Raw genomic sequence first — 24,993 nt, 5'->3', positions numbered from 1 at the left:
TTATTCCTCCAAAGCTATTTGACAAGCATCGCAGTGCCTAATGCTCACTTGTTGGCCGCTAATCTCAATTACACATGGCCCATTAAACATGCAACGCTGTTTCACTTTAATGTCAGATCCTACTCGAATACCAAATGCATTCAATCTATAAATCATGTCTTTATTATCGATATCAATTTGTTTAATTCTATATTTTTTATTTTTTAATGCTGATTTTATATTTGTCATTTCCCTCACACTCCGCAAATAATATTGATAATCATTATTAATTAAAGTAAGCGTATACTTTTATCCATTGATATTCAATATCATTTACCCCGATATTATTAACAATTTATGACAACTTATTTTTTTACTCTATTCTTATGAAACACAAAAACGTTGTTTAAGTCATAATGCAACTTAAACAACGTTTTTATAGCTTTTAATTACTATGTGATTTAGAACATTTCAGATACGACTTTTTGTTCTAAGAAGTTTAATAAGTAATCTGGACTACCTGTTTTGGCATCCGTACCTGACATTTTGAATCCACCAAATGGGTGATAACCAACAACTGCAGCTGTACAACCACGATTTAAATATAAGTTACCAACATCGTATTCATTAACGGCTTTAATCCAATGTTCCCGATTATTTGTAATCACTGCACCTGTTAGACCATATTCAGTATCATTAGCAACATCAATAGCTTCATCAAAGTCTTTAACTTTAACAAATCCAACTACTGGTCCGAAGATTTCTTCTTGCATGATACGATCTGAAGATTTTAACCCAGAGAAAATAGTAGGTTCAATGAAGTAGCCAGTAGAATCATCCGTGCCGCCACCTTGTTCTAATTTACCTTCTTCTTTACCAATTTCAATGTAATTTTTAATTTTATCAAATTGTTTTTGGTTAATCACTGGACCCATGAACGTGTTGCCAGTCGTATCACCTAGTGATAATGCTTTCGTTAATTTAATTGCTTTTTCTAAAACTTCATCATAAACATCTTTATGAACAATGGCTCTAGAACAAGCTGAACATTTTTGTCCTGAGAAACCAAATGCTGATGTAACAATGGCTTCTGCTGCTAAATCTGTATCGATATTTTCATCGACAACAATCGCATCTTTACCACCCATTTCAGCAATGACACGTTTTAAGAATGTTTGTCCTTCTTGAACTACTGCACTTCTTTCATAGATACGTGTACCTGTCGCTCTTGATCCAGTAAATGTAACAAAATGCGTATCTTTATGATCAACTAAGTAGTCACCAATTTCTTTTGGATCGCCCGGTACAAAGTTAACTACCCCTTTAGGTAAGCCTGCTTCTTCTAAGATTTCCATTAATTTGTATGCAGTTAATGGTGTATCTTCTGCTGGCTTTAATAATACTGTGTTCCCTGCTACTACTGGTGCTAATGTTGTACCAGCCATAATTGCGAATGGGAAGTTCCAAGGTGGAATCGTAACACCTGTACCAATCGATTTATAGAAGTATTTGTTATGCTCTCCTTCTCTATCTAATACCGGTTTACCATCAGCTAAATCCATCATTGAACGGGCATAGTATTCGATAAAATCAATACCTTCAGCTGCATCGCCTACTGCTTCATCCCATGGTTTCCCCGCTTCGTAAACCATTACTGCAGAAATCTCTTCTTTACGACGACGAATAATTGCAGCAACACGTAACATTAATTCAGCACGATCTTTATGAGACCATTTTTTCCATGTTTGGTATGCTTCGTTAGCAGATTGAAATGCTTTCTCTACATCTTCTTTTGTTGCTTTTGAGACTTTAGCAATGGTTTGAGATGTTTTGGCTGGATTGATAGATTCAAATTGATCTTTTTTGCTGATTTTTTTACCATCAATCACTAATGGAATATCTTGACCAAGTTCTCCTTCAACCTTTTTGAGCGTCTCTTTAAATTTATCTACATTCTCTTGAACCGTAAAATCAATACCTGGTTCATTCTTAAAATCTACTACCATTATTGCGTACCCCCTATGAAATATTAAAGTGAGTTCTTCAAACCCTTTGTTTTATGATATTGAGGTCTAGATAAATGCCTCTTGATGTTACTGCCTTTCAGTGCAATTTTATCTTAACCTTTCTTACATTCTACTATGTACTGTTACACTTTTGCAATCGCTTTCATTTAAAAATCTTAATATTTCAAAAATTTAATATGCAAATGAATCAATCCATAAAACTTTTTGATTCTAGCAGTTAAGTTAGCGACTAAAATTCAATAAAAAATAAGTCCACAAGAAGCAAACGTATTGAACAATACATACCTCTTATGGACGACTATATGATTAATTATCAATTTGACGTATGACTTTACATGGATTTCCTACTGCTAAACTATTGGGAGGGATATCTTTCGTTACAACACTTCCTGCTCCGATTACACTACCTTCGCCGATTGTAACACCAGGTAATACTGCCACATTACCACCAAACCACGTATTACTTCCGACATCAATTGGTTCAGCTAATTCTAACCCTTTATTTCTATCATTATATTTCAATGGATGTGTCGCTGTATAAAAGCCACAATTGGGACCCACAAACACATTATCTCCAAATGTAATACCACCACCATCCATTAAATAACAATTCGTATTAAGAAATACATTTTTACCAAAGGACACATTCCACCCGTAATCAGTATCGAATGGAATTGCAATGTCTATATTTTCGGGATTGGTTTGGAACAATGCCTTTAATATTTCATTTCTTTTGTCTTCATGGCTTGGCTTTGTATGGTTATAGTCAAAGCATAAATCTTTAGCTTTTTTTCTATCATTGATTAATTCCGAATCGAAATTCGCATCATACCATTGATGTGCTAACATTTTTTCTTTTTCTGTCATTGATTACGTCATCCTATCATTTAATCTGTTTATCTATCTTTTATGTGGTCATAAAGTCTCCACCATTAACATGAATCACTTGTCCAGTGATATATGAGCTATCTGCAGGTGTTGCTAAAAATACATATGATGGTGCTAGTTCAGCCGGTTGACCACGACGCCCCATTGGTGTACCGCCACCTTGATTTTCAACTTTCTCTTCATCAAATGTTGCAGGAATCAATGGTGTGTAGATTGGCCCTGGTGCTACTGCATTCACACGAATATTTTTCTCCATTAAAGTCGTCGCTAATGAACGTGTAAATGACACAATAGCACCTTTAGTCGCAGAATAATCAATCAAGTGTCCTGACCCTCTATACGCTGTCACACTTGTGGTGTTAATAATTGAATCTCCGTCATTTAAATAAGGTACTGCTGCTTGAGATAAGAATATCATTCCAAAGATATTCGTCTGGAATGTCTCTTTAACTTGTTCCGGTGTAATCTCTTCAAAATGATCTCTAGGAAATTGCACGCCACCATTATTAACTAGAATATTAAGACCACCAAAGTCATCAACGACATCTTTCACAAGTTGCTGCGATTGTGTCTCGTCTTTTAAATCATGTGCATATGCTTTAGCTTTAACACCTAATTCTTCTAAACGACGAACTGTATCTTTAGCGTCTTGATGTTCATTATAGTATCCAATGGCTACATTAGCGCCTTCTTTAGCAAATAGTATCGCAACCGCACGTCCAATGCCTGAATCACCGCCAGTTATTAGCGCTACTTTATCTTTTAATTTTCCTGCTGCTTGATATGTGTTTAACTCAGCTATTGGCTTAGGTGTCATATCCGCTTCAATACCTGGTTGATTACTTTGCGTATAACCTTTAATTTGTTGATGAAATTCTAATAAATTCATAACTTTTCTCCTTTCCTAATCAATATTCAAGTTCCCTATAAATATTCTTTCAAAACTATTTAAACACTTTCACTAGGCATCTTTTTAAACATCCTACCGAAGTACGAGATGATATCAATACCATAGCCCCATGTATTCGCGCGCTTTATTTCCTATAATATATAGTATCAATACAAAAAGGAGCCGATCATAATGAAACGGATATTAAAAACTGTTATTGCAGTCCTTGTCCTCTTAGGTGTCATCAAAACAGTACAAACACATGATGTCATTACCGAAGCTGACGAATACTATCAACAAATGAAAAGCGGACAACTTTTAGAGAATATTTCCAACTATGATATAAACCAAGTTAAAGATATTGATTTAAAACAATTCTCCCCATCAGATTTCTTCTAAATCATTACTTAATCACCGACTCGCTTGAATGACAATACCAGCGAATCCGCTGTTAATATAGATGATTAAAGTACAATTCTCATGTCATACACATGCTAGAATTGTACTTTTTTGCGTTTTATATCACCTATTTACTGACAAAATTGTAATTCATACAATTGACTTAAATACCTATATGGGGTATATTAAATATGAATAGAAACGGAGGCTTTCGCATGGATAAAAACAAAAGAACAACTCTAGATATCACAGGCATGACATGCGCTGCGTGTTCCAATAGAATTGAAAAGAAATTAAACAAATTGGATAATGTTAAAGCTCAGGTTAACGTTACAACTGAGCAAGCCACTATTGAAGATTTAAAAGGACAATATCGTACTAATGACTATGTTAATGAAATCCAATATTTGGGATACGATGTAGTTAAAGACAGTGTTGAATTAACTATTTCTGGTATGACATGTGCAGCATGTTCAAATCGTATTGAGAAAGTCCTTAATAAAATGGATGGTGTCGATCAAGCGACGGTTAACTTGACTACAGAACAAGCAACTGTGAAATATTATCGAGGTGTCGTTAATAGTGATGATTTTATTTCTAAAATACAGAATTTAGGTTATGACGCTGAAGTCAAAGAAGGACAACAACAATATTCAAATAAAGATAAACAATTGAAGAAACAGTTCTATAAATTAATCTTTTCTATCGTATTATCAGTACCGCTACTGATGACGATGTTGGTTCATTTATTCCATTTACCTTTGCCCTCCATGTTGATGAATCCCTGGTTCCAATTCACATTGGCTACACCAGTACAATTTATCATCGGTTGGCAATTTTATAAAGGTGCTTATAAAAATCTAAAAAATGGCTCTGCAAACATGGATGTATTAGTCGCTTTAGGTACAAGTGCAGCTTATTTTTATAGTATCTATGAAATGTTTAAATGGCTCAATCATTCAAAGCATATGCCACACCTTTATTTTGAAACGAGTGCTGTATTAATTACACTTATTTTATTTGGTAAATATTTGGAAGCAAAAGCTAAGACACAAACGACCAATGCCCTAGGTGAATTATTAAGTTTACAAGCTAAGGAAGCGCGCATTGTTAAAGATGGTATTGAAAAGATGGTTCCCATTAAAGATGTTCAAGTTGGTGACCATATTGTTATTAAACCTGGTGAAAAAATCCCAGTTGATGGTGTTATTATAAAAGGGATGACGTCTATAGACGAATCTATGTTAACTGGCGAATCTCTCCCAGTAGATAAAAATATCAATGACAAAGTTATTGGGGCAACCATTAATCAAAATGGATCAATTATTATGGAAGCAACACAAGTGGGTAATGATACAGCACTAGCTAATATCATTAAGGTCGTCGAACAAGCCCAAGGTTCTAAAGCGCCTATACAACGCTTAGCTGACCAAATATCTGGTTATTTTGTGCCAACCGTTGTCGGTATAGCACTACTGACGTTTATCATATGGATCACTGTGGTCCATACCGGACAATTTGAACCTGCACTTATGGCAGCTATTTCAGTCCTTGTTATCGCTTGTCCATGTTCATTAGGCTTAGCTACACCTACATCTATCATGGTGGGAACAGGACGCGCTGCTGAAAAAGGCATTTTATTTAAGGGTGGTCAGTACGTTGAACAAGCGCAACACATTGATACCATCGTACTAGATAAAACGGGTACCATTACTTATGGTAAGCCTGTAGTTACTGATTTTGATGGTGACACACATACGCTACAATTACTTGCTAGTGCAGAGTATGCTTCTGAACATCCATTGGCTAAAGCCATTGTAGACTATGCTGAAGGAAAAAATCTTGAATTAGTGGATACTGATGAATTTAACGCTATGCCAGGCCACGGTATTTCCGCAACGATTGACCATTCAACAATTTTAGTTGGTAATCGTCAATTAATGACAAAACATCACATCAATTTGAATTCCCATATAGACGAAAAAATGACCCACTGGGAACGCAATGGTAAAACTGTCATGCTGATTGCCATTGATGGTATATATCAAGGTATGATTGCGGTAGCAGACACTATTAAAGACAATGCTATAGAATCAATACAAAAACTACACAAACTGAATATAGATGTCGTGATGTTGACTGGTGACAATAACAATACCGCCCGAGCAATAGCACAACAAGTCGGTATTGATCATGTCATTGCCAATGTTCTTCCAGACGAAAAGTCTGACAACATCACACGTCTACAAAATGAAGGTCGACAAGTAGCTATGGTTGGTGATGGTGTTAACGATGCACCTGCTCTGGTTACTGCAGATATCGGTATTGCCATGGGTACAGGTACCGAAGTTGCGATTGAAGCAGCCGATATTACAATATTAGGTGGTGATTTATCATTACTACCTCAAACATTAAATATTAGCCAACTAACAATGCGCAACATCCGTCAAAATCTCATTTGGGCATTTGGATATAACATCGCAGGTATCCCTATTGCTGCTTTAGGTTTACTTGCACCATGGATTGCAGGAGCTGCGATGGCATTAAGTTCTGTTAGCGTTGTAACCAATGCATTAAGATTGAAACGAATCATTAAATAAGACAACCCAATTAAGTTATGTCAATTACTTTTAAGTCATACAACTTAGTTATAAAATGAAGATAAGTCATTAAATAAAATGAGGTGAATTAAAATGGGACAAGAAATTATTAATGTAGAAGGTATGAGTTGTGATCATTGTAAAAATGCTGTTGAATCTGCTTTAGCTAAAATGAATGGTGTTTCAGCTGCAGAAGTTGATTTAGAAAAAGGACAAGTACGTGTTGATTATAATGAAGAAAAAGTTCAACTTTCTGACATGAAAGATGCTATTGAAGATCAAGGCTACGATGTTAAATAAAGATTAAAATGGGAGCGACCTTAATTGGTATCGCTCCCGTTTTTTTAATTTACCCGCAAATGAGTGGTGCCTGTTTGAATAACTTCCATCGTTGCATCTAACGCATCAACGATTAAGTTTTTCACTGCTGCTTCTGTATAAAACGCAATATGTGGTGTTATGATGATATCTTCTCTATCAATTAATTGTTGAAGTAATGTATCATCCATATTTTTATCTCGTTGATCACTAGGGAATAAACCACGTTCAAATTCATACGTGTCTAGAGCAGCACCTTTAATTTGCCCACTATCTAAACATGATAGTAACGCATGTGTATCAACTAAAGATCCTCGTGCACAATTGACAAACACTGAACCTTTTTTAAAATGATTAAATGTATATCGGTCAAATAAGTGATGATTATATTTAGTAGCCGGTACATGTAAAGTAACAATATCTGCCCCTTCAATGGCTTCTTGAAAAGTGGTTTGGTATGAGACTATATCTTTAATATGCTCATTAGGAAAAGGATCATATGCTACTACCTCAGAACCATAACCATTAGCAAAAATTTTAGCTACAATACTTCCAATTCTTCCGGTACCTATAACTGCTACTTTCAAATCACTGATTGATTGTGATAATATTGACGGCTCCCATCTAAAATCGTGTGATTTCATTTTAGTTTGAATAGCATTAAAATGTCTGACAACATTAATAGCTTGTGTCACTGCGAATTCTGCAATTGAACTTGGTGAATACGAAGGTACATTAGAGACGATAATGTCATATTTTGATGCTAACTCTAAGTCGTAGGTATCAAATCCCGCACTTCTTTGTGCTATTTGTTTGATACCGAATGATTTTAATTTAGCAAACACCGCTTCTGAAATGGGTAGTTGTTGTGATAACGATAAGCCATCAAATCCTTGAACATCATCGACATTATCTTCTGTTAACGGTGACTGAGTTAACTCATATTCCACGTTATTTTCCTTTGCCCATGATTCAATATATACAATATCCTCGTCACGCACACTCATTATTTTAATTTTTGTCATAATAACGTCATCCCCTATGCACTATTTTTCATATAAATTTGCTAAAGTTGCTAATCGTTCTGCTGCTGTTTCAAGTTGTTCTTCTGATAGTGCTAAAGATAGCCTTACATAGTTTCTACCATTTTCACCGAACGGGACACCAGGTGCCACTAAAATGGAATATTCTTTTAATAAGAACTGTTCAAATGATTCACTCTCATATCCAGGTGGCGTCTTTAACCAACAATAAATACCACCTTTTGAGTGTACAAATGGCAATCCTGCTTCGCTTAATTTATGTTCAAACATATCTCTTCTTCGTTTGAATATGTCATTTTGTTGTTCTAAAAATTCGTCATAATGATTTAACGCATAGGTTGCTGCGTCTTGTAAGGCACCAAACATACCTGCATTCGTATGTGTTTGGTACTTTTTCAAGGCCTGAATCATGTCACGGTTTCCTACTGCAAAGCCTACTCTAAATCCTGACATATTATATCCCTTTGATAAGGAGAAAATTTCGACTGCTACATCTTTGCCATTTTCACAAGATAAAATACTTGGATTTTTAGCATCAAAACCGAATGCACTATAAGCAAAATCATGAATAATTTTAGTATTGGTATCTTTAAATCTTTGAATTGCTTCATCAAACACTGATTTAGTAGCAGTAGAGCCTGTTGGATTATTTGGATATGTTAAATAGATGAGCTTTGTATTATTTAATATATTTTTATCTATTTTATCCCAATCTGGCAGATAATGCGGTGGTTCTAAATTTAATGGGACAGGTTGCGCATCTGCAAGCATGACACCCGCTAAATAATCTGTATACCCTGGATCTGGTAATAATACGTTTTCCCCAGGATTAACGAGACAAGTTGGCAGTGCAACAAGTCCATTTTTCGTACCATATAGAATACAAACTTCCTCTTCCGCATCTAATTCAACATCATAATGTCTTTGGTAAAAATCAATGATGGCTTGCTTAAATGATGCTTTACCATGAAAGGCACCATATTTTTGGTTCTCAGGTACGTTCAATCTTTTAGCAAAATGATTAATGATACCCTGTGGTGTTTCACCATCCGGAATACCAACAGCCATATTAATTAATGGAAGAGGCCCATATTCGATTTTTCGTCCCATGGTTTTGCCAAAATAACTTTCAGGAATTGCCGCCAATCTCTCAGACATTTTCACGTCTCATGCCTCCTTCATCTCCTATTTTCTACGCTATGTTTAGATATTATCATTCTATCAAGCAGATTAACATTGTCAATATTAGCAATATTCTGATTTTTTATTACTAGTAAATTTCTTTTCTAATATAAATAGAGAGCGGGAAGTCGAAATGATATGAATGTCATATGATTTCTATCCCACTCTCTACGCTAATAAATTATATATGATTGTTAATATCTTTAATGATTTCATCAACGGTGATTTTGGCACTTGTTAAAACAATAGGTACACCGGCACCTGGATGTGTACTCGCACCAGCAAAGTATAAATCTTTATAATCTCTAGATACGTTCGGAGGTCTATAATAATTACTTTGTGCTAGCGTGGGCATTAAACCAAACGCTGTTCCAAATTTAGCATTATACTGTTGTTCAAAATCTTTAGGTGTAAAAATCGTTTCGGAAATAACATGATCTTGAACATGTTCAAGTGCAGTTATAGTAGCTAATTTACGATAAATATGTTCTTTAACACTTTTTATAAACTGTGGATTTTCTCATTCTAGAGGGCCTGTTTTAAGCTCTGGTGTTGGCATTAAAACATATAATCCTGTCTGTCCCTCAGGCGCTAACGTGGCATCTCCTACTTTAGGTACATATAAATACAGAGATGGATCTTCGGAAATATCCCCATTAAATATTTCATCTATATTTTGTCTGAAATGATTTGAAAATATGACATTATGCAACAATACATCTTCTGTAATATCTTTATCAATGCCTATATACATCATAAAAGCTGAACATGAATAATCTAATTGGTCTATTTTTTGAGGAGGATATTTTTTAACGGGTGCATGTTGTGGCATTAATTGTTGCGCAGCATATGGAAAGTCTGCCGTACAAAGTACCTTATCAAATCGTTTAACTAGGCCATTCACTCTTACGCCGTCTGCTTGCTTATACTTAGGATCAATAATAATTTCTTCTATATTAGCATTACATTGTATATCCACACCTAGCTTAAGGTTTAGTTGTTCTAAACCTTTCACCATGCCATACATACCACCTTTAATAAAATGAACACCAAACATCATTTCAATCATAGGAATAATCGAATATAGTGAAGGACCTTGTTTAGGATCTATACCAATATATAGCATTTGAAATGCTAACAATTTTTGAACTTTTTCATTTTTGACATATTGCCCAATCAAGTTATCCGCATGATTTAATGTTTTTAATTTATATCCTTGAATCAGTGATGTTAAATTATAAAAATCAGACGGTTTCCTATATGTTCGTTCTAAAAAATATTTTCTAGCAATTTCATACCTTCCATATACATCTGCTAAAAATTTCATAAATCCATGCGTAGTACCAGGTTCAATTTGTTCTAAAGTGTCATGTAACTCAGCTAAATCGATAGGTACTCTCACTTTATCTTCTTTATCAAAATAGACATCATAAATATAAGGTAATTGTTCCATATCTATGTAATCTTCAAAACGTTCACCACACGCTTCAAACACAGCTTTATAAACTTCAGGCACCATGACTATTGTAGGTCCCATATCAAAGGTAAAACCGTCTTTCTTAAATTGGTTCATACGTCCACCAATTTGGTCGTTCTTTTCATATAATGTTACTTGATGACCGTGTGCAGCAAGCCTAGCTGCAGAAGCTAAGCCCGTTACACCCGCACCTATTACAGCAATATTCAATTGACATTCCACCTATTTATTATATTTATCTTTAACTTGTCTGTAGATGTGTAACTTATCCAACCTTGAGACATATACTCTTCGATGTAATGGATAACCATATTCACGAACTTCATCTATAATACCTTTGTATATACGTGCCGCTAATTCGATAATTGATCTAGCTTCAGGCTTAAAAACATGTAAATGATCTAATGCAAATTGATAATCCTTTTCTGCAATTTGAGCATAATGTTCCCATAAATTAATATAATTATCAGTTGGCTGATGTTGATAAACGTCTTCAATATTTACATCATATTGATTTAACATCTCTTGACTAAAATAAATACGACCCTTTTCAAAATCTTCCCCTACATCTCGTAAGATATTAGTTAATTGCAATGCCTCTCCTAATTCACGTACTACTTCATATGTTTCATCACTCGGTTGTTCAGTCAGAATAGGTGATAGTACCTCTCCAACTGTCCCAGCTACACCATAGCAATATCTCATTAATTCCTCGTCTTTAACGAACATTTCAAAATGTTCATCTTCAAATACAGATTCTATTAAATTATAGAAAGATTGATACTCCATTTTGTAATTTTGAGATGTATCGTAAAAAGCTAACATAATACGTTGATTACTCTTGAATTGATCCGGTGAATCAACTTGTTGTGACTGAATCAGTTGAATATCTTCTTTAATAGCTTGTAATTTTTGAGGATTTTGTTCTTCATCAATACTATCATCTATAATTCTACAAACCGCGTATACTGCCCAGACAGCACGCCTCTCACTTTCTGGTAATAAGTCAAACGCATAAGAAAAACTTTTAGAATATTTTTTCATTATTTGATGACAATATTTATAACTCTCATTAACCGTTGTCATTGATTGACCTCCTGTTACACTTAACCTTTTATACGTTACTATCATTTCTAGTCGTAGAAAATGATATTTATGGAATGAATATATAGAAATTTCTTTCATATTTAGCCTATATCTATATCTATCAAATTCAATGTTTCGTCATCAATTCAATTGATAAAAAAACGGAATGCTGTGCCATATATAGTTTTTCTTAAATTCCCGTATTTAATGGTAATCAAACACCTTACACTAAATATAAAAATATTCTAATCTTTCATTTTTACGCATAAAAAAAGAGGATGACATAGTCATCCTCTCAATCATTTATAACTCGAAGGGCTTTCCAGTTATAAATTAAATCCTACCACCAACCGTGGCTTTGACGGAAAGCAATTGCATTGCTTAATGAACCGTAACGGCTATTAGCATAGTTAATCATACCTTTAGTTTGGCTAGCTACTGAACCAGTTCCCCATGATTCCATAGTTTGTCCTAAACCTCTGTAACCAGCTGGGTTTACTGCGTTAGGGTTACCGCCTGATTCTGGCATAACGATAGCGTTCCATGCTTCTTCAGTACCACCATTAGCTAAGAATTGCGCTTTAGTTGAACCACCAGTTGAAGCACTTGAAGTTGATGGAGCTGAGTATGAAGTTGTTTTAGTGCTATAGTTGTGGCTTGAACCATTGTTTGATGTAGTTGGAGCTGAAACAGCTTCTACATTAGTGTTGCTTGATTGTTGGTTAGAGCTTACTGATTGAGTACCAGCTTCTTGATTGTAAGAAGTTGTGTAGTCAGCTGATTGAACAGCAGTGTTTGATGTTTGAGCTGAAGTAGAACCAGCTTCTTGGTAGTTCCAAGAGAAGTTAGTACCATCTGAAGTGAAGTTATATTCGAATCCACCACTTACAAAGTGAATGTCATAAGCGCCTTCTTGAACTGGTGCAGCGTTTAATTGTTCTGGGTGGTTATGAGCTAAGTCTACTAAGTGTGCTTGATCTACGTTAGTAGTTTCTGAAGCGTGTGCTTCGTGTCCTGATACTGCGTAACCTGCTGCGCCTAATGTTAATGCTAAAGTTGATGCGATAAATGTCTTCTTCATAATTGAAAAATCCTCCAAAAAGTTTTTGTTTTTTTATATGTTTTAATGTATTTAATTTCGTTGTGCAATATTGAAAATGTTTTTGTTTAACTTTCGACGGTATTCACTATACCATAAAAAATCGATTTGTATATTACACGTTCCTTACAAAACATTACAAACAAAATCAAGTTTTGTAACTTTGAAATATTACTGAAGTCCTTGTAATATAAATTTTTACGTAATTTAGTTTAATTTTTCATCATAAAGCCTTATATTACATGAGATTTCTTTAAGTTTTTCTCAACTTTTACATTATTCGTAATATTACAGATTGCAATGTAGTTACATAATTGTAATAGTTCTAAAAATTTTAAAAAGATCTAACTTCCCAAAAAAAGATGGATATATTCAAATTTTTGACATTAATTTGATATATCCACCTAATATTTTCACTATTTAAAATGTGATCATGAAGTTAATAATCTTTAACACCCCATAATACGTTTTCACACTGTCTAATAATATATTTTAAAACTTCAATCCTTGCCGTCTTTTTATGATCAGCTGGAACTATAAGCCAAGGCGCATGTATTGTATCTGTTTTCTCTATCATATCGTGACTTGCTTCTAAGTATAAATCCCATTTTTCACGATTGCGCCAATCTTCATCTGTGATTTTCCATTGCTTATTTACATCTTGTTCTCTATCTTTAAATCGTTTCAGTTGCTCGTCTTTATCTAAACATAAGAAGAATTTTAATAATATTGCCCCTTCATCTGTCCACATTTTTTCAAAATGATTAATTTCCTCATAAGCACGTTGCCACTCATCTTTATTGGCAAATCCTTCTACTCTTTCTACTAATACTCTGCCGTACCAACTACGATCAAATATTTCAATATGTCCGCTCTTTGGCATTTCTTTCGCAAAGCGCCAAAGATAGTGATGCGCCAGTTCAACGTCTGTAGGCGCACTTATACCATTCACTTCATATCCCGTCGGATCTAATTTCTCACGAATACGTTTGATATTACCACCTTTACCTGCTGCATCCATGCCTTCAAATGTTAAGATAAGAGGAATTTTTCTTTCATATAATGCAAATTGAATTTCTCTCATACGTTTTTGTAATGGTTCTATCAATTCTTTATATTCTTTTTTAGATACTTCATCCAATGTGACATCAAATTTAGTCGTTGAAAAATCTTTAGTAAACGCACCGTCTTTATTATCTTTTGATTGATTTGCTTTTTGAATCGCTTGTTCTAATCTTTCTATAATATGTTTATACATCTTTTCAAATGCAACTTCTCGTTGTGTATAGTCAATAACTTCCCATTGTTTATCCGAATGCGTAAACTTTCTCATTTCTTTCAAATAGATATCTTTAGGTATGATTTGTTCATACTCTTGTACTTTCCAACTCATTAATGGATTATCTTTCGTTTGTTGAATATGCTCCTGTCGTTTTTCTTCACTAACTTCAATATAAAATTTAATTAGCTCATAATGATCATTCTGAAGCATCTCTTCAAAATGTTTGATTTGATTCACGAGTTTATTATCGTTTTTGTAATAATTTTGCTTAATATTATTTTGTTTATAATCTAAAAAGTGAGAATACCAGCTTCTAAAATAGATATTGATATTTCCTTTTTGAGGCAGTGTATTCCAATATTTTTGTAAAAATTGATATCTTAAGTCTTCAACATCTGGTGTTTTTGTTGATATAAACTGTGTGTATTTAGCATCAAACGTAAGTAATAGTTCATTGGATAAACGCGTCTTTCCTGAGGCAGGTACACCTTCAAACACAATCATGACTGGGATACCTAAGTCATGTGTTTGTCGTGTTAAACTTGCTGCTTTTAATTTTAATTGTTCTATCTTTTTATTCATTTTACCCATCCTTTATAGATAGCGATTTTAATAAAGTATAGCATAATAAAATATAGACGCCTCACTTATCAAAGTAAGACGTCTATATTCTATCTAGCTTTACGCTAAAAATTTAAAAATGTCGTTCGTATATATTTTGAATACCTTTCTTAGAAGAATATCTAAAATCCATGCAACGAAGAAAGGCACAATGAAGAATGCGATGATAATCAATAATAAACTCAACCAAGCTGAGTCAATACCCATAAATTTAAATGCATTAATCGGTCCAACCATTCCTATAAAACCAAATCCTGCAGATTCTTTTGTACCTGCGATACCGACAATGCCGGATGCGATTCCTGAAACTGCAGCTGTAATCAATATAGGTAACATGATAACAGGATAGCGTACCATATTAGGCATCATCATTTTGACTCCACCAAAGAAGATAGAAATCGGCACACCTGCTCTATTAACTTGGCTCGTACCAATTAACAATACCGCTTCTGTAGCTGCTATACCGATTGAAGCCGAACCTGCTGCAATACCTGAAATGCCAATTGCAATCGCTATGGCAACAGTAGAAAGTGGCGATATAATAATAAAACTAAATACCATCGAAATCAGCATACTCATTAAAACAGGTTGTAACTCTGTAAAACTATTAATCATATTACCAATACCAGTAGTAATCATATGTACATATGGAAGTATCAACACACCTATAGTTGCTGAAATACCACCTACAATTGTTGGATATACGATTAACGCCATACTCCCTACACGATGCTCTATTAATAAAATCAATAACACCGCAATAGATGCAGTAATCATTGTATTAATTAAATCCCCAATTCCAGCTATAACCCATGTGCCATTTTTAAATTGTGCAGCACCACTACCAACATACGAAGCACTTGCAACAACTGCCATCGCTAAAGGTGTCAGATTAAATTTCAATGCTATCAAAGCACCAACAAGTGCCGGCACCGTAAATTGAATTGCTTGAACAACACCTAGTAATGTTTTAAAATGGGATGAAACTGCATTAAATACTTAAATATCTCCCCTAATATCGCATTGGGTACTAATCCTGCGACAATACCAACTGCTACACCAGATAGCACTCTAAAAATAAATTCTTTCGGTCCAATTTTACTCAATGTTGTCATTTCTAGCGCCTCCAATATCTAAATACGATAAATCAAACATAAATAAATAGCCTTAATTGAACTAACTATACACATGATGAAATCTAAGGTGTGTTGGTAATTCGTTGATGCAATCATATGTTGTGTAAAGTTGGGCCAATTAAGACTATGGAGAATAGTATATCACATTATTAGAATTTTCAGATAAATATATTTGTAAAGTCATTAATTTTACAAATTTTCTTTTAACACGACTGCTATTTAAAAAGCACCGCCAACAAAGCTTTCTTGTTGGCGATGCAAATGGATCTATTCATCTGGAATCTCTGCTTTTCTAGATTCTTTTTTATATCTTAAATACATCAGTCCTAAGATTCCCATCCAGAAGGGTGCAATGATTACTGCAAGTCTCGTACTCGGATTAATCAGTAATACCACAAAGATAAATATAAAGAATAGTACAATAGCATATGCCATCCATTTGCCACCTGGCATTTTATATTGACTCGCTTTATGAAGTTCTGGATTATGTTTTAAATATCCTAAATAAGCAATCATGATGATTGACCAAATCACTATATTTAAAACTGTTGATACTGTTGTAATATATACAAACACTTGCGTTGCATCTTTAAAGATGGCATTCAGTATCACAGAAATACTTAATAATGCACATGTCACTAATATCGCGTAATATGGTACGCCATTGCGATTTGTTTTACCAAGAATAGGCGGTGCTTGTTTACGTTGAGATAAACCAAACATCGTTCTACTATTGGCAAACACACCGCTGTTACAAGCGGATGCCGCAGCAGTTAACACTACAAAGTTGATTAAACCTGCTGCAAATGGAATGCCGATTAAACCAAACAATTTCACATAAGGACTATCTGAAGGATTTAATTGATTCCAAGGCACTGCTGCCATGATGACTGCAAGTGATCCAATGTAAAATATCAAAATGCGATATGGTACATTATTAATCGCTTGAGGTATCGTTTTATGAGGATTTTTAGTTTCTCCTGCTGTAATACCAATTAGTTCAATTCCTATAAATGAAAAAATGGCCATTTGGAAGGACATGAAAAATCCTGAAGCACCATGCGGGAATATACCACCATGGCTCCATATTTGAGATACGCTAGCAGTACCATAAGGTGTCTTCATTGCAAAGACAATCATAATAATACCCACAATAATTAAAGCTAATATTGTTAATACCTTTATAATCGCAAACCAAAATTCTAATTCTCCAAATAACTTTGCACTAAATAAATTGAGCGTCATTAGTACTAACAATGTAAATAAAGCTGTTAACCAATTAGGCATTGCTGGATACCAATATTCTATGTATTTAGCAACTGCTGTAATTTCTGCCATTCCTGAAATAATCCATGTTAACCAATAAGTCCAACCAACTACAAAGCCTGCTAATGGTCCTATATGTTTATGTGCAATATCAGCAAATGATTTGAAGCCAAGGTTAGATAACAACATTTCCCCCATTGCTCTCATAAACATAAATAATACAAAACCTACTATAATATAAGTCAACAATATCGATGGCCCTGCCAGATGAATTGATTCACCTGCACCTAAAAACAATCCGGTACCAATCGCACCACCGATAGCAATCAATTGTATGTGTCGATTGCTTAATTCACGTTGCAGTTTATCTGCCATATCCGTCTCCCCGTTCTGTTTCTTTAACAGTTTCTCCCCTAAAAAGATTACAAACTTTGTTTGAAAGTAAATTCACTTTCTATAAAACTATATTTACCCATAATTTAAATTTACAATCACTATTAAATTAGTTCATAGACACTATTTTTGACATATAAGACATTTAGCAAGATAATTTGAATTAAGATAAACAACACTTGTTAGGTAGGTGCAAACATATTGACTGACAAAATCGATCCCCGTATCACACGAACAAAACAACTACTTGTAGATGCATTTCAAAAAGTATCAAAAGAAAAGAAGTTAAGCCAATTAACAGTCAAGAATATTACTGATGAAGCAACTGTTAATAGAGCTACGTTCTATGCACATTTCACAGATAAATACGATATACTCGATTATTCTTTAGATGTCACTATTCTTAAAGACTTGAATGACACGCTTAACATTTCAAATATCATAGATGAAGTGGTCTTAAAAAATATATTCATCACAATGACTCAATATATGGAACAAGTACAAGCATCTTGTGAAATGAACCAAGATGTATTTTGTGAACAAGCGCATAAGAGAATTAATAACGAATTAGAAGATATCTTTTCTATCATGTTAGAAAATAGTTATTCAGATATTGATAGAGACATATTGGTTAGTAGCGCTAGTTTTCTAGCGGCAGGCATGAGTGGTCTGTGTAATCATTGGCTATCTACAAGCCGTGATACAGCTGAAAACTTTATAGACAAAAATCTTCCATTCTTAATTCATCACATCGCACACTTATAAAGATTCCACCATTTTACATAATATTTTTATCTAAAACAAATGATGCCCCTATGTACATTAATAAAATAATGATGCATAGGGTCATATTTTTTAATTTATACAACAAACTGATCAATATGTTGCATAGACAACATATAAATTGAGCATGTATATTGCTATATCGTGCATGTGCGCGTATATTATATTTATACAACAAGTGTTGCTTAAAAAATATTTGTTGTAAATATCGATTGGAGGTTTCATTTATGCAAATTTTAGACAGAATTAACGAATTAGCAAATAAAGAAAAAGTACAAACATTGAGTGTAGCAGAAAAACAAGAACAACAAGCACTCAGACAAGATTATTTAAAAATGATACGCGGACAAGTACTTCATACATTTTCTACTATGAAAGTTGTTGATCCACTTGGCCAAGATGTTACACCAGATAAAGTTTATGATTTGAGAAAAGAATATGGAAATATTTAAGTTAATCTTACGTCCAAATTAAAAGGCACTCAGCATCCAAACACGAGAACTGAGTGCCTTATTGTATTTAACAAACTAAAAAATTAAATTTATGTCCATCTGGATCAGTAAACATAGCACCATAATAGCCTTGTTTAACTGTCGGTTGTTCTAAAATACGACCGCCTGACGCTTCAACTTGCTTAACAAGTTGATCAACTTCTGCATTCGTCTTTACACCTAGAGAAATAATCGTTTCATTAACATTAGCATGAACTTTATCCTGAGTGACCGCTTCAAAATGTTTATTTTCAATTAAGATGACAATGGTCGATCCAATTTTAATGCCTACCATTTTATCAAGCATGTCAGGGTTATGTTTAATTTCAAATCCTAAAGATTGGTAAAACTGCTCACTTCTTTTTAAATCTTTAACATGTAAATTGAACCACATCGACTGAATCATAACCATTTCTCCTTATTAACATAATCAATTACTAAAATTGTACTTCTTCAATCCATTGGGCTAATGATAGTTTATCTGGATTAATTTGATTCATTAAATCAAAATCGACAACATAACCTTTTTCTTCTAGCCAACTTCTTTCTGCTGTACCACTAACAAATTCACCTTTAATTTCAGTTGGCATACCTGTGACAGTTGCAAATGTTTTAACAACTTCATTAAGTGTTAACTCATCTGAAGCAATCTCAATCGCTTGATGATTATATTGAGCAGGGTCTTTAAATAAATTTGCAGCAATTCTAGCAATATCAATTGAAGAAATCATCGCAAATTTAACATCTGGACTAATAAATTCTGGTATTACAATTTGTTGATTTTCTTTTTTAGCTATTCTAAGGAAGTTATCCATAAAGAATGAAGGTTTGATAATTGCAAAATTCAATGATGACGCTTTTAGTGTATTTTCAATATCTGCTAAGGCTTCAAAGTGTGGTCCCTTTCTATCTCTATTCACACCACCAGCTGTACTATAAACCACGAATTCAATGTTTTGTTTTTCGGCAAGTTGAATAATCATTTTACCTTGTCTTAATTCTTCAGCAATATCATCTTTAACTATAGGTTGAACACTGTATACTCCATATTGTCCTTGCATTGCTTGTTCTAAACTTTGTTGATCGCTTAAGTCACCTTCTACAATTTCAAGTTTGTCACTGTCAATTGACGTTAACTTTTCATTATTCTTATTACGTGTTAGCGCACGTACATGCCATCCGTCTGATAACAGTTGCTTAACTACGGCATTACCTTGTTTACCTGTAGAACCAATTACTAAAATACTTTTCATTAATATTCTCTCCTTCATTACTGTTGTAAAAACCAATAATCTTCCTTTTCGCCTTTTAAATAAGTATATTCTTTTGGTGATTTACCCGTATGCCAGATATTTTCATTCATTATATCTCGAACGTCCCAAACTAAATGTATAAATTGTTGCAAATGATTTCCGAATAATTTATTTGGCGCTTTCATTTGTAATACATGTGACACATCATTGATTGAAATATTCAATTCGTCTGCTATATTTTTTAAACTTAACGTTGTTTCGTCAAAATGCTCTTGTAGTTCTTTAGCTGTGATTTGTCTTTGCTCTTTATTTAATGACACTTATATCACTCATCCTTCTTATTTAAACATCTATATCACTTTATTTGTCTTTTTATATGATAGGCTTTATAATAAACGGATAGTTATCCGTTTGTCAACAAACTTATTTTAAGAAGGTGATGTATTTGCGACGAGACGCTCTCGAGAACCGGCAGCGCATAGAGAATAAAGCGATTGAACTCTTTAACCAACTTGGTGTTCAACAAGTGAGTATGAATCGCATCGCAAAAGAGTTAAATATTGGAATGGGAACTTTGTATCGCCATTTTAAGGATAAGAGCGCATTGTGTACGACGATTATCGAACATGACTTTACTGACATTATCAACCAAATGTACGAAGTGAAAGAAAAACATCACGATTCTAAAGCAGTCATGGCAAAGTCACTTGATATCTTTTTAAATTTCAAAACAATCAACAGTGATTTACTTCATTGTATTGAAGATACAACAGATAAAAATGACTTTTACCATAGTGATATTTATTTACAGTTATTTAAGTTTTATAGTGAAATTCTTGGCAATAATAAAAGTACAACATGGACAACTTTCAAAGTAGATATGTTATTGAAATCATTATCTACTAAATCTTTCGAATTACAAAAAGACGAACGCGGACTATCAAATGAAACAATCAGAGATTATATAATCAAACTATATTTTGATAAAGAGGAGTAATATCATGACTAAAATTACATTAATTACAGGTGGCAATAAAGGCTTAGGTTTCGAAACAGCTAAAGCATTGATCAATGAAGGTCATAAAGTCTACATTGGTTTTAGAAATGAATCACGTGGTCAAGTTGCAGCAAAAGAAATTGGTGCACAAAGTGTTCAATTAGATGTTACTGATGAGACATCTGTACAAAATGCTTTCGACTTTATTAAAGATCAAGAGGGTCGCTTAGATGTACTTGTTAACAATGCTGGTATCTCAGGACAATTTGCCAAACCTGCAGATATTACTGTTGATGATATAGATAAAGTCTATCAAACCAACGTATACGGCATTGTTAGAATGATGAACACATTCATTCCTTTACTAGAACAATCAGAACAACCTGTCGTTGTTAATGTAACAAGTGGTTTAGGTTCATTTGGTATGGTAACCAATCCTGAATCAGAAGAATTCCATGTTAATTCATTAGCTTATTGTTCTTCTAAATCAGCTGTCACTATGCTAACAGTTCAATACGCTAAAGGTTTACCTCAAATGCAAATTAATGCTGCAGATCCAGGTTCTACAAATACAGACTTAGTTGGTGATTTTAGCAATAATGCTAAACCAGCAACTGAAGGCATTAAACCTATTGTAGAATTAGCCACAATTGATGCAAATGGACCAACTGGTACATTTATTAATGGCGACGGCAAAATGCCTTGGTAATTTCAAATCATTAATCAGTAGTATTCCCACTATATAAATAGAAACGCACGATTATGGAGGATTTAAAATGAAAAGTATTACTTTCGAAGAACATTATGTGATAGACGACATTCAAAAAGAAACAATGAGTCAAGCTTCTGCTGACCCAAATGGTGTACCCATGAAAGTCATGCTAGAAGGACTAGAGAAAAAAATCAGGTTTTACTGACGCTGATGAGATTTCTCATCATGATAAACGTATTAAATTCATGGATGAACAAAATGTACAAATGCAAGTATTATCATATGGTAATGGTGCACCTTCTAATCTTGAAGGTCAAAAAGCCATCGATTTATGTAAAAAAGCTAATGATCAATTAGCTGAGTATATCAAACAATATCCAGACCGTTTTGTAGGATTTGCGACATTACCGATTAATGAACCTGAAGCAGCTGTGGAAGAATTCAAGCGTTGTGTCAATGAGTTAGGCTTTAAAGGTGCACTCATTATGGGTCGTACAAAAGATGGTTTCTCAGATCAAGATCAATTTGACGGTATTTTTGCAACTGCTGAAGAATTAAATGTACCTATTTATTTACATCCCGCACCCGTAAATAGTGATGTATACCAAGCTTACTATAAAGGAAATTATCCAGAAATCACTGCTGCTACATTCGCTTGTTTCGGTTATGGTTGGCACATTGATGTTGGTATTCATGCGATCCATCTAGTTCTATCAGGTATCTTTGACCGTTACCCTAATCTAAATATGATTATCGGACACTGGGGTGAATTCATTCCATTCTTCTTAGAACGTATGGATGAAACTTTATTTGCTGATCATTTAAAACACCCTGTTAGTTATTACTTTAAAAATAATTTCTATATGACGCCAAGTGGTATGTTGACTAAACCACAATTTGATTTAGTTAAAAAGGAAATGGGGATTGACCGAATTTTATATGCGGCAGACTACCCTTATATCGAACCAGAACGTTTAGGCGTATTTTTAGATGAACTTGGTTTAACTGATGAAGAAAAAGAGAAAGTAAGTTATAGAAATGGCGCTAAATTACTTGGCTTAGAATAATATGACTGATAAATCATGCTTTAACTCAATGGAGGTATTTCATATGAATACAATAGAATTAAAAGGTGCTAAATTACGCTACCATCAAATTGGACAAGGTCCGGTATTAATATTCATCCCAGGTACCAATGGAACTGGCGACATCTTTATGCCATTAGCACAACAATTAAAAGATCACTTCACTGTAGTTGCAGTAGATCGTCGTGACTATGGTGAAAGTGAGTTAACAGAACCACTACCAGAATCAGCAGCAAATCCAGACGACAATTATCGTGTAAAACGCGACGCAAAAGATATTGCAGAATTAGCACAATCACTTAGCGATGAACCCGTCTATGTTTTAGGCTCAAGTTCTGGTTCAATCGTTGCTATGCATGTACTTAAAGAACATCCAGAAGTAGTTAAACAAATTGCTTTCCACGAACCACCAATCAATACATTCTTACCAGATAGTAAATACTGGAAAGATAAAAATGATGAAATTGTAAACCAAATCCTTACAGAAGGATTAGAAAAAGGTATGAAAACATTTGCTGAAACACTTAATATTGCACCTATCGATGCTAAAATGATGTCTCAACCTGCAGAAACAGAAGAAGCTCAAAAAGAACAATATCAACGTGTGATGTTCTGGTCTGAATACGAAATTCGCCAATATACACACTCAGATATTACTTTAGATGACTTTAAAAAACATGAAGATCAAATCACATTACTAAATGGTACTGACTCTAGAGAATCATTCCCACAAAATGTTAACTTCTATATCAATGAACAAATTGGTTTACCAATCGTTGATATTCCTGGCGGTCATTTAGGTTATGTACAAAAACCTGAAGGCTTTGCCGAAGTATTATTAAACATGTGGCATAAATAAGCTGATTAAAAAAGCACGCGTTGAAAAATAATTCAACGCGTGCTTTTCTTTACTCTAATATTGTTTCCATTGAGCGATTAACACTGCTTGCATACATTCCACCGAATTTTAATAAATGTATCATCAATAAATATAATCTATAGAATTCTAATCGTTCATACGCACCCTTAGCTAACGGATAATGCTTTTCATATTCATCATAAAACTCTTGAGTAAAACCACCAAATACGGTTGTAATACCTAAATCAAATTCACGATCACCGTACAATGGTGCTGGATCAAATAAAGCTGGACGACCATCTGATAAAAACATATAATTACCACCCCATAAGTCACCATGTAATAACGATGGCTTACTTTGGTGTTGGTCTAATGCATCCAGCATCACCGCTCTCACCTGTTCATATACTTTATTATCTTCCTCATTCCATAGTTGTTTACGTAATAATTCATCTCGAATATGATCCATACGGCGATAAATAAAAATGTCTTTCCAGTTGTCCGTCCATGAATTATCAAATGAAATATCGCCCCCTTCATGTGGTAACCGGAATCCAAATTGGCCATCTTCTTGTTGTTGACTATGCATTTTAGCAACTAATTGTCCCAAATCTTTTTGACTGCCGGATGACCCTTCCTCAAGATAACTTAAAATTAAATACGCATCCCCATTTATCTCTCCACTTGCTATGACTTTGGGTGCAGTAATACCTGCATTTTCGAATTCATTCAGACCTGCAATTTCTGCAGCATAAAATGATTCATCTCGGTTACGTTGTACTAATAAGAAGAACGTATCATCTTGTTGTGTTATTACTTTAAATGCTTCATTCACATCTCCACCACTGACTGGTGTAATCTCTTTAATATAATCTAATGGTAAATGCTCTTTCCAATCTATAGCCATGATGTCACCTTCCCTATACTACTGAATACTAATTATATTACCTCATTTCCAATCGCTTAATCGTTAAAGCCACCCTCAATGTGTATGACCACATTATAAAAGTTCGTCTATTTTTTTAATTTTTATAATTTAACTAGGAAATTGTAAATGAAAATGCTAGTCTATTAAAAGGAAAAGTTTCACATATATTAAGTTGAGGATAGTAAGCCTCAAATATAATG

General features: G+C 34.0%; 22 protein-coding genes and 3 pseudogenes. 9 read left to right on the top strand and 16 right to left on the bottom strand.

The features are described from left to right. The 4 genes from AC2D8K_RS09330 to AC2D8K_RS09315 all read right to left on the bottom strand — a co-directional run bounded on the left by AC2D8K_RS09330 (window position 1) and on the right by AC2D8K_RS09315 (window position 3,783). Window positions 1–228 (bottom strand): FeoA family protein, encoded by a 228-nt coding sequence (locus AC2D8K_RS09330; RefSeq protein WP_002450141.1) that lies wholly within the window; start codon window positions 226–228, stop codon window positions 1–3. Window positions 229–440: 212 nt separating this feature from the next. Next, the gene (gene pruA / locus AC2D8K_RS09325) at window positions 441–1,985 is read right to left on the bottom strand and encodes an L-glutamate gamma-semialdehyde dehydrogenase (protein WP_107532300.1); all 1,545 of its coding nucleotides are present in this window, start codon (window positions 1,983–1,985) and stop codon (window positions 441–443) included. A 327-nt stretch (window positions 1,986–2,312) separates the two neighbouring features. After that, on the bottom strand, window positions 2,313–2,873 hold the full coding sequence (locus AC2D8K_RS09320; protein ID WP_002450143.1) for a sugar O-acetyltransferase: 561 nt from the start codon (window positions 2,871–2,873) through the stop codon (window positions 2,313–2,315). A gap of 40 nt (window positions 2,874–2,913) precedes the next feature. Continuing rightward, window positions 2,914–3,783 carry an SDR family oxidoreductase gene (locus AC2D8K_RS09315; RefSeq protein ID WP_002450144.1) on the bottom strand — a complete coding sequence of 290 codons (870 nt, stop codon included), beginning with the start codon at window positions 3,781–3,783 and terminating at the stop codon, window positions 2,914–2,916. Between the two features lie 192 nt (window positions 3,784–3,975). Between AC2D8K_RS09315 and AC2D8K_RS09310 the strand changes: the two genes are divergently transcribed. From AC2D8K_RS09310 to copZ, 3 genes are all read left to right on the top strand, one after another. Continuing rightward, on the top strand, window positions 3,976–4,182 hold the full coding sequence (locus AC2D8K_RS09310; protein ID WP_002450145.1) for a hypothetical protein: 207 nt from the start codon (window positions 3,976–3,978) through the stop codon (window positions 4,180–4,182). A gap of 215 nt (window positions 4,183–4,397) precedes the next feature. Continuing rightward, the gene (locus AC2D8K_RS09305; protein ID WP_002450146.1) at window positions 4,398–6,782 is read left to right on the top strand and encodes a heavy metal translocating P-type ATPase; all 2,385 of its coding nucleotides are present in this window, start codon (window positions 4,398–4,400) and stop codon (window positions 6,780–6,782) included. 93 nt (window positions 6,783–6,875) lie between these two features. Further along, entirely contained in the window at window positions 6,876–7,082 is a 207-nt protein-coding gene (gene copZ, locus AC2D8K_RS09300) for a copper chaperone CopZ (protein WP_049424001.1), read from the top strand. A 44-nt stretch (window positions 7,083–7,126) separates the two neighbouring features. Here the strand turns inward: copZ and AC2D8K_RS09295 are convergent, their stop codons facing one another. The 8 genes and pseudogenes from AC2D8K_RS09295 to AC2D8K_RS09260 form a co-directional block, all read right to left on the bottom strand. Next, window positions 7,127–8,125 (bottom strand): D-lactate dehydrogenase, encoded by a 999-nt coding sequence (locus AC2D8K_RS09295; protein ID WP_002450148.1) that lies wholly within the window; start codon window positions 8,123–8,125, stop codon window positions 7,127–7,129. Window positions 8,126–8,146: 21 nt separating this feature from the next. After that, entirely contained in the window at window positions 8,147–9,301 is a 1,155-nt protein-coding gene (locus AC2D8K_RS09290) for an aminotransferase class I/II-fold pyridoxal phosphate-dependent enzyme (RefSeq protein WP_484698560.1), read from the bottom strand. A gap of 205 nt (window positions 9,302–9,506) precedes the next feature. Then, window positions 9,507–11,012 (bottom strand): annotated as a pseudogene (locus AC2D8K_RS09285) (phytoene desaturase family protein). A 12-nt stretch (window positions 11,013–11,024) separates the two neighbouring features. Then, window positions 11,025–11,888 carry a phytoene/squalene synthase family protein gene (locus AC2D8K_RS09280; protein WP_484698545.1) on the bottom strand — a complete coding sequence of 288 codons (864 nt, stop codon included), beginning with the start codon at window positions 11,886–11,888 and terminating at the stop codon, window positions 11,025–11,027. 340 nt (window positions 11,889–12,228) lie between these two features. Further along, the gene (locus AC2D8K_RS09275) at window positions 12,229–12,969 is read right to left on the bottom strand and encodes an aggregation-promoting factor C-terminal-like domain-containing protein (protein ID WP_002450152.1); all 741 of its coding nucleotides are present in this window, start codon (window positions 12,967–12,969) and stop codon (window positions 12,229–12,231) included. Between the two features lie 457 nt (window positions 12,970–13,426). Continuing rightward, entirely contained in the window at window positions 13,427–14,851 is a 1,425-nt protein-coding gene (locus AC2D8K_RS09270) for a phosphate--AMP phosphotransferase (protein ID WP_484698544.1), read from the bottom strand. Between the two features lie 99 nt (window positions 14,852–14,950). Beyond that, window positions 14,951–16,005 (bottom strand): annotated as a pseudogene (locus tag AC2D8K_RS09265) (PTS sugar transporter subunit IIC). Window positions 16,006–16,293: 288 nt separating this feature from the next. Further along, complete coding sequence (locus tag AC2D8K_RS09260; protein WP_002450156.1) at window positions 16,294–17,667, bottom strand: amino acid permease; 1,374 nt, start codon at window positions 17,665–17,667, stop codon at window positions 16,294–16,296. A gap of 219 nt (window positions 17,668–17,886) precedes the next feature. Here AC2D8K_RS09260 and AC2D8K_RS09255 point away from each other — a divergent pair, with 219 nt between their 5' ends. Then, window positions 17,887–18,450 carry a TetR/AcrR family transcriptional regulator gene (locus AC2D8K_RS09255; protein ID WP_002450157.1) on the top strand — a complete coding sequence of 188 codons (564 nt, stop codon included), beginning with the start codon at window positions 17,887–17,889 and terminating at the stop codon, window positions 18,448–18,450. A gap of 245 nt (window positions 18,451–18,695) precedes the next feature. Next, entirely contained in the window at window positions 18,696–18,920 is a 225-nt protein-coding gene (locus AC2D8K_RS09250) for a DUF896 domain-containing protein (protein ID WP_002450158.1), read from the top strand. Between the two features lie 67 nt (window positions 18,921–18,987). Here the strand turns inward: AC2D8K_RS09250 and AC2D8K_RS09245 are convergent, their stop codons facing one another. Genes AC2D8K_RS09245 through AC2D8K_RS09235 form a run of 3 tightly spaced genes read right to left on the bottom strand, consistent with a single transcriptional unit; the run spans window position 18,988 to window position 20,532 of the window. Further along, window positions 18,988–19,365, bottom strand: coding sequence for a VOC family protein (locus AC2D8K_RS09245; RefSeq protein WP_002450159.1), 378 nt, complete (start codon window positions 19,363–19,365; stop codon window positions 18,988–18,990). A 31-nt stretch (window positions 19,366–19,396) separates the two neighbouring features. Then, complete coding sequence (locus AC2D8K_RS09240) at window positions 19,397–20,212, bottom strand: NmrA/HSCARG family protein (RefSeq protein WP_002450160.1); 816 nt, start codon at window positions 20,210–20,212, stop codon at window positions 19,397–19,399. A 17-nt stretch (window positions 20,213–20,229) separates the two neighbouring features. After that, window positions 20,230–20,532, bottom strand: coding sequence for a DUF2316 family protein (locus AC2D8K_RS09235; protein ID WP_002450161.1), 303 nt, complete (start codon window positions 20,530–20,532; stop codon window positions 20,230–20,232). A gap of 125 nt (window positions 20,533–20,657) precedes the next feature. Between AC2D8K_RS09235 and AC2D8K_RS09230 the strand changes: the two genes are divergently transcribed. The 4 genes and pseudogenes from AC2D8K_RS09230 to AC2D8K_RS09215 all read left to right on the top strand — a co-directional run bounded on the left by AC2D8K_RS09230 (window position 20,658) and on the right by AC2D8K_RS09215 (window position 23,865). Next, window positions 20,658–21,209, top strand: coding sequence for a TetR/AcrR family transcriptional regulator (locus tag AC2D8K_RS09230; protein WP_002450162.1), 552 nt, complete (start codon window positions 20,658–20,660; stop codon window positions 21,207–21,209). A gap of 4 nt (window positions 21,210–21,213) precedes the next feature. Then, entirely contained in the window at window positions 21,214–21,918 is a 705-nt protein-coding gene (locus AC2D8K_RS09225; RefSeq protein ID WP_484698541.1) for an SDR family NAD(P)-dependent oxidoreductase, read from the top strand. A 67-nt stretch (window positions 21,919–21,985) separates the two neighbouring features. Continuing rightward, window positions 21,986–22,988, top strand: a pseudogene (locus tag AC2D8K_RS09220) (amidohydrolase family protein). A gap of 43 nt (window positions 22,989–23,031) precedes the next feature. Then, window positions 23,032–23,865 carry an alpha/beta hydrolase gene (locus tag AC2D8K_RS09215; protein WP_002450165.1) on the top strand — a complete coding sequence of 278 codons (834 nt, stop codon included), beginning with the start codon at window positions 23,032–23,034 and terminating at the stop codon, window positions 23,863–23,865. 49 nt (window positions 23,866–23,914) lie between these two features. On the opposite strand, the gene AC2D8K_RS09210 is transcribed toward AC2D8K_RS09215, so the two are convergent. Beyond that, a complete protein-coding gene (locus tag AC2D8K_RS09210; RefSeq protein WP_002450166.1) occupies window positions 23,915–24,772 on the bottom strand; it encodes a fructosamine kinase family protein in 858 nt (285 codons plus the stop codon). Window positions 24,773–24,993: the final 221 nt, after the last annotated feature.

The organism is Staphylococcus sp. 510 (genome assembly GCF_057219715.1).
This window is presented reverse-complemented; position numbering and strand designations above follow the sequence as displayed.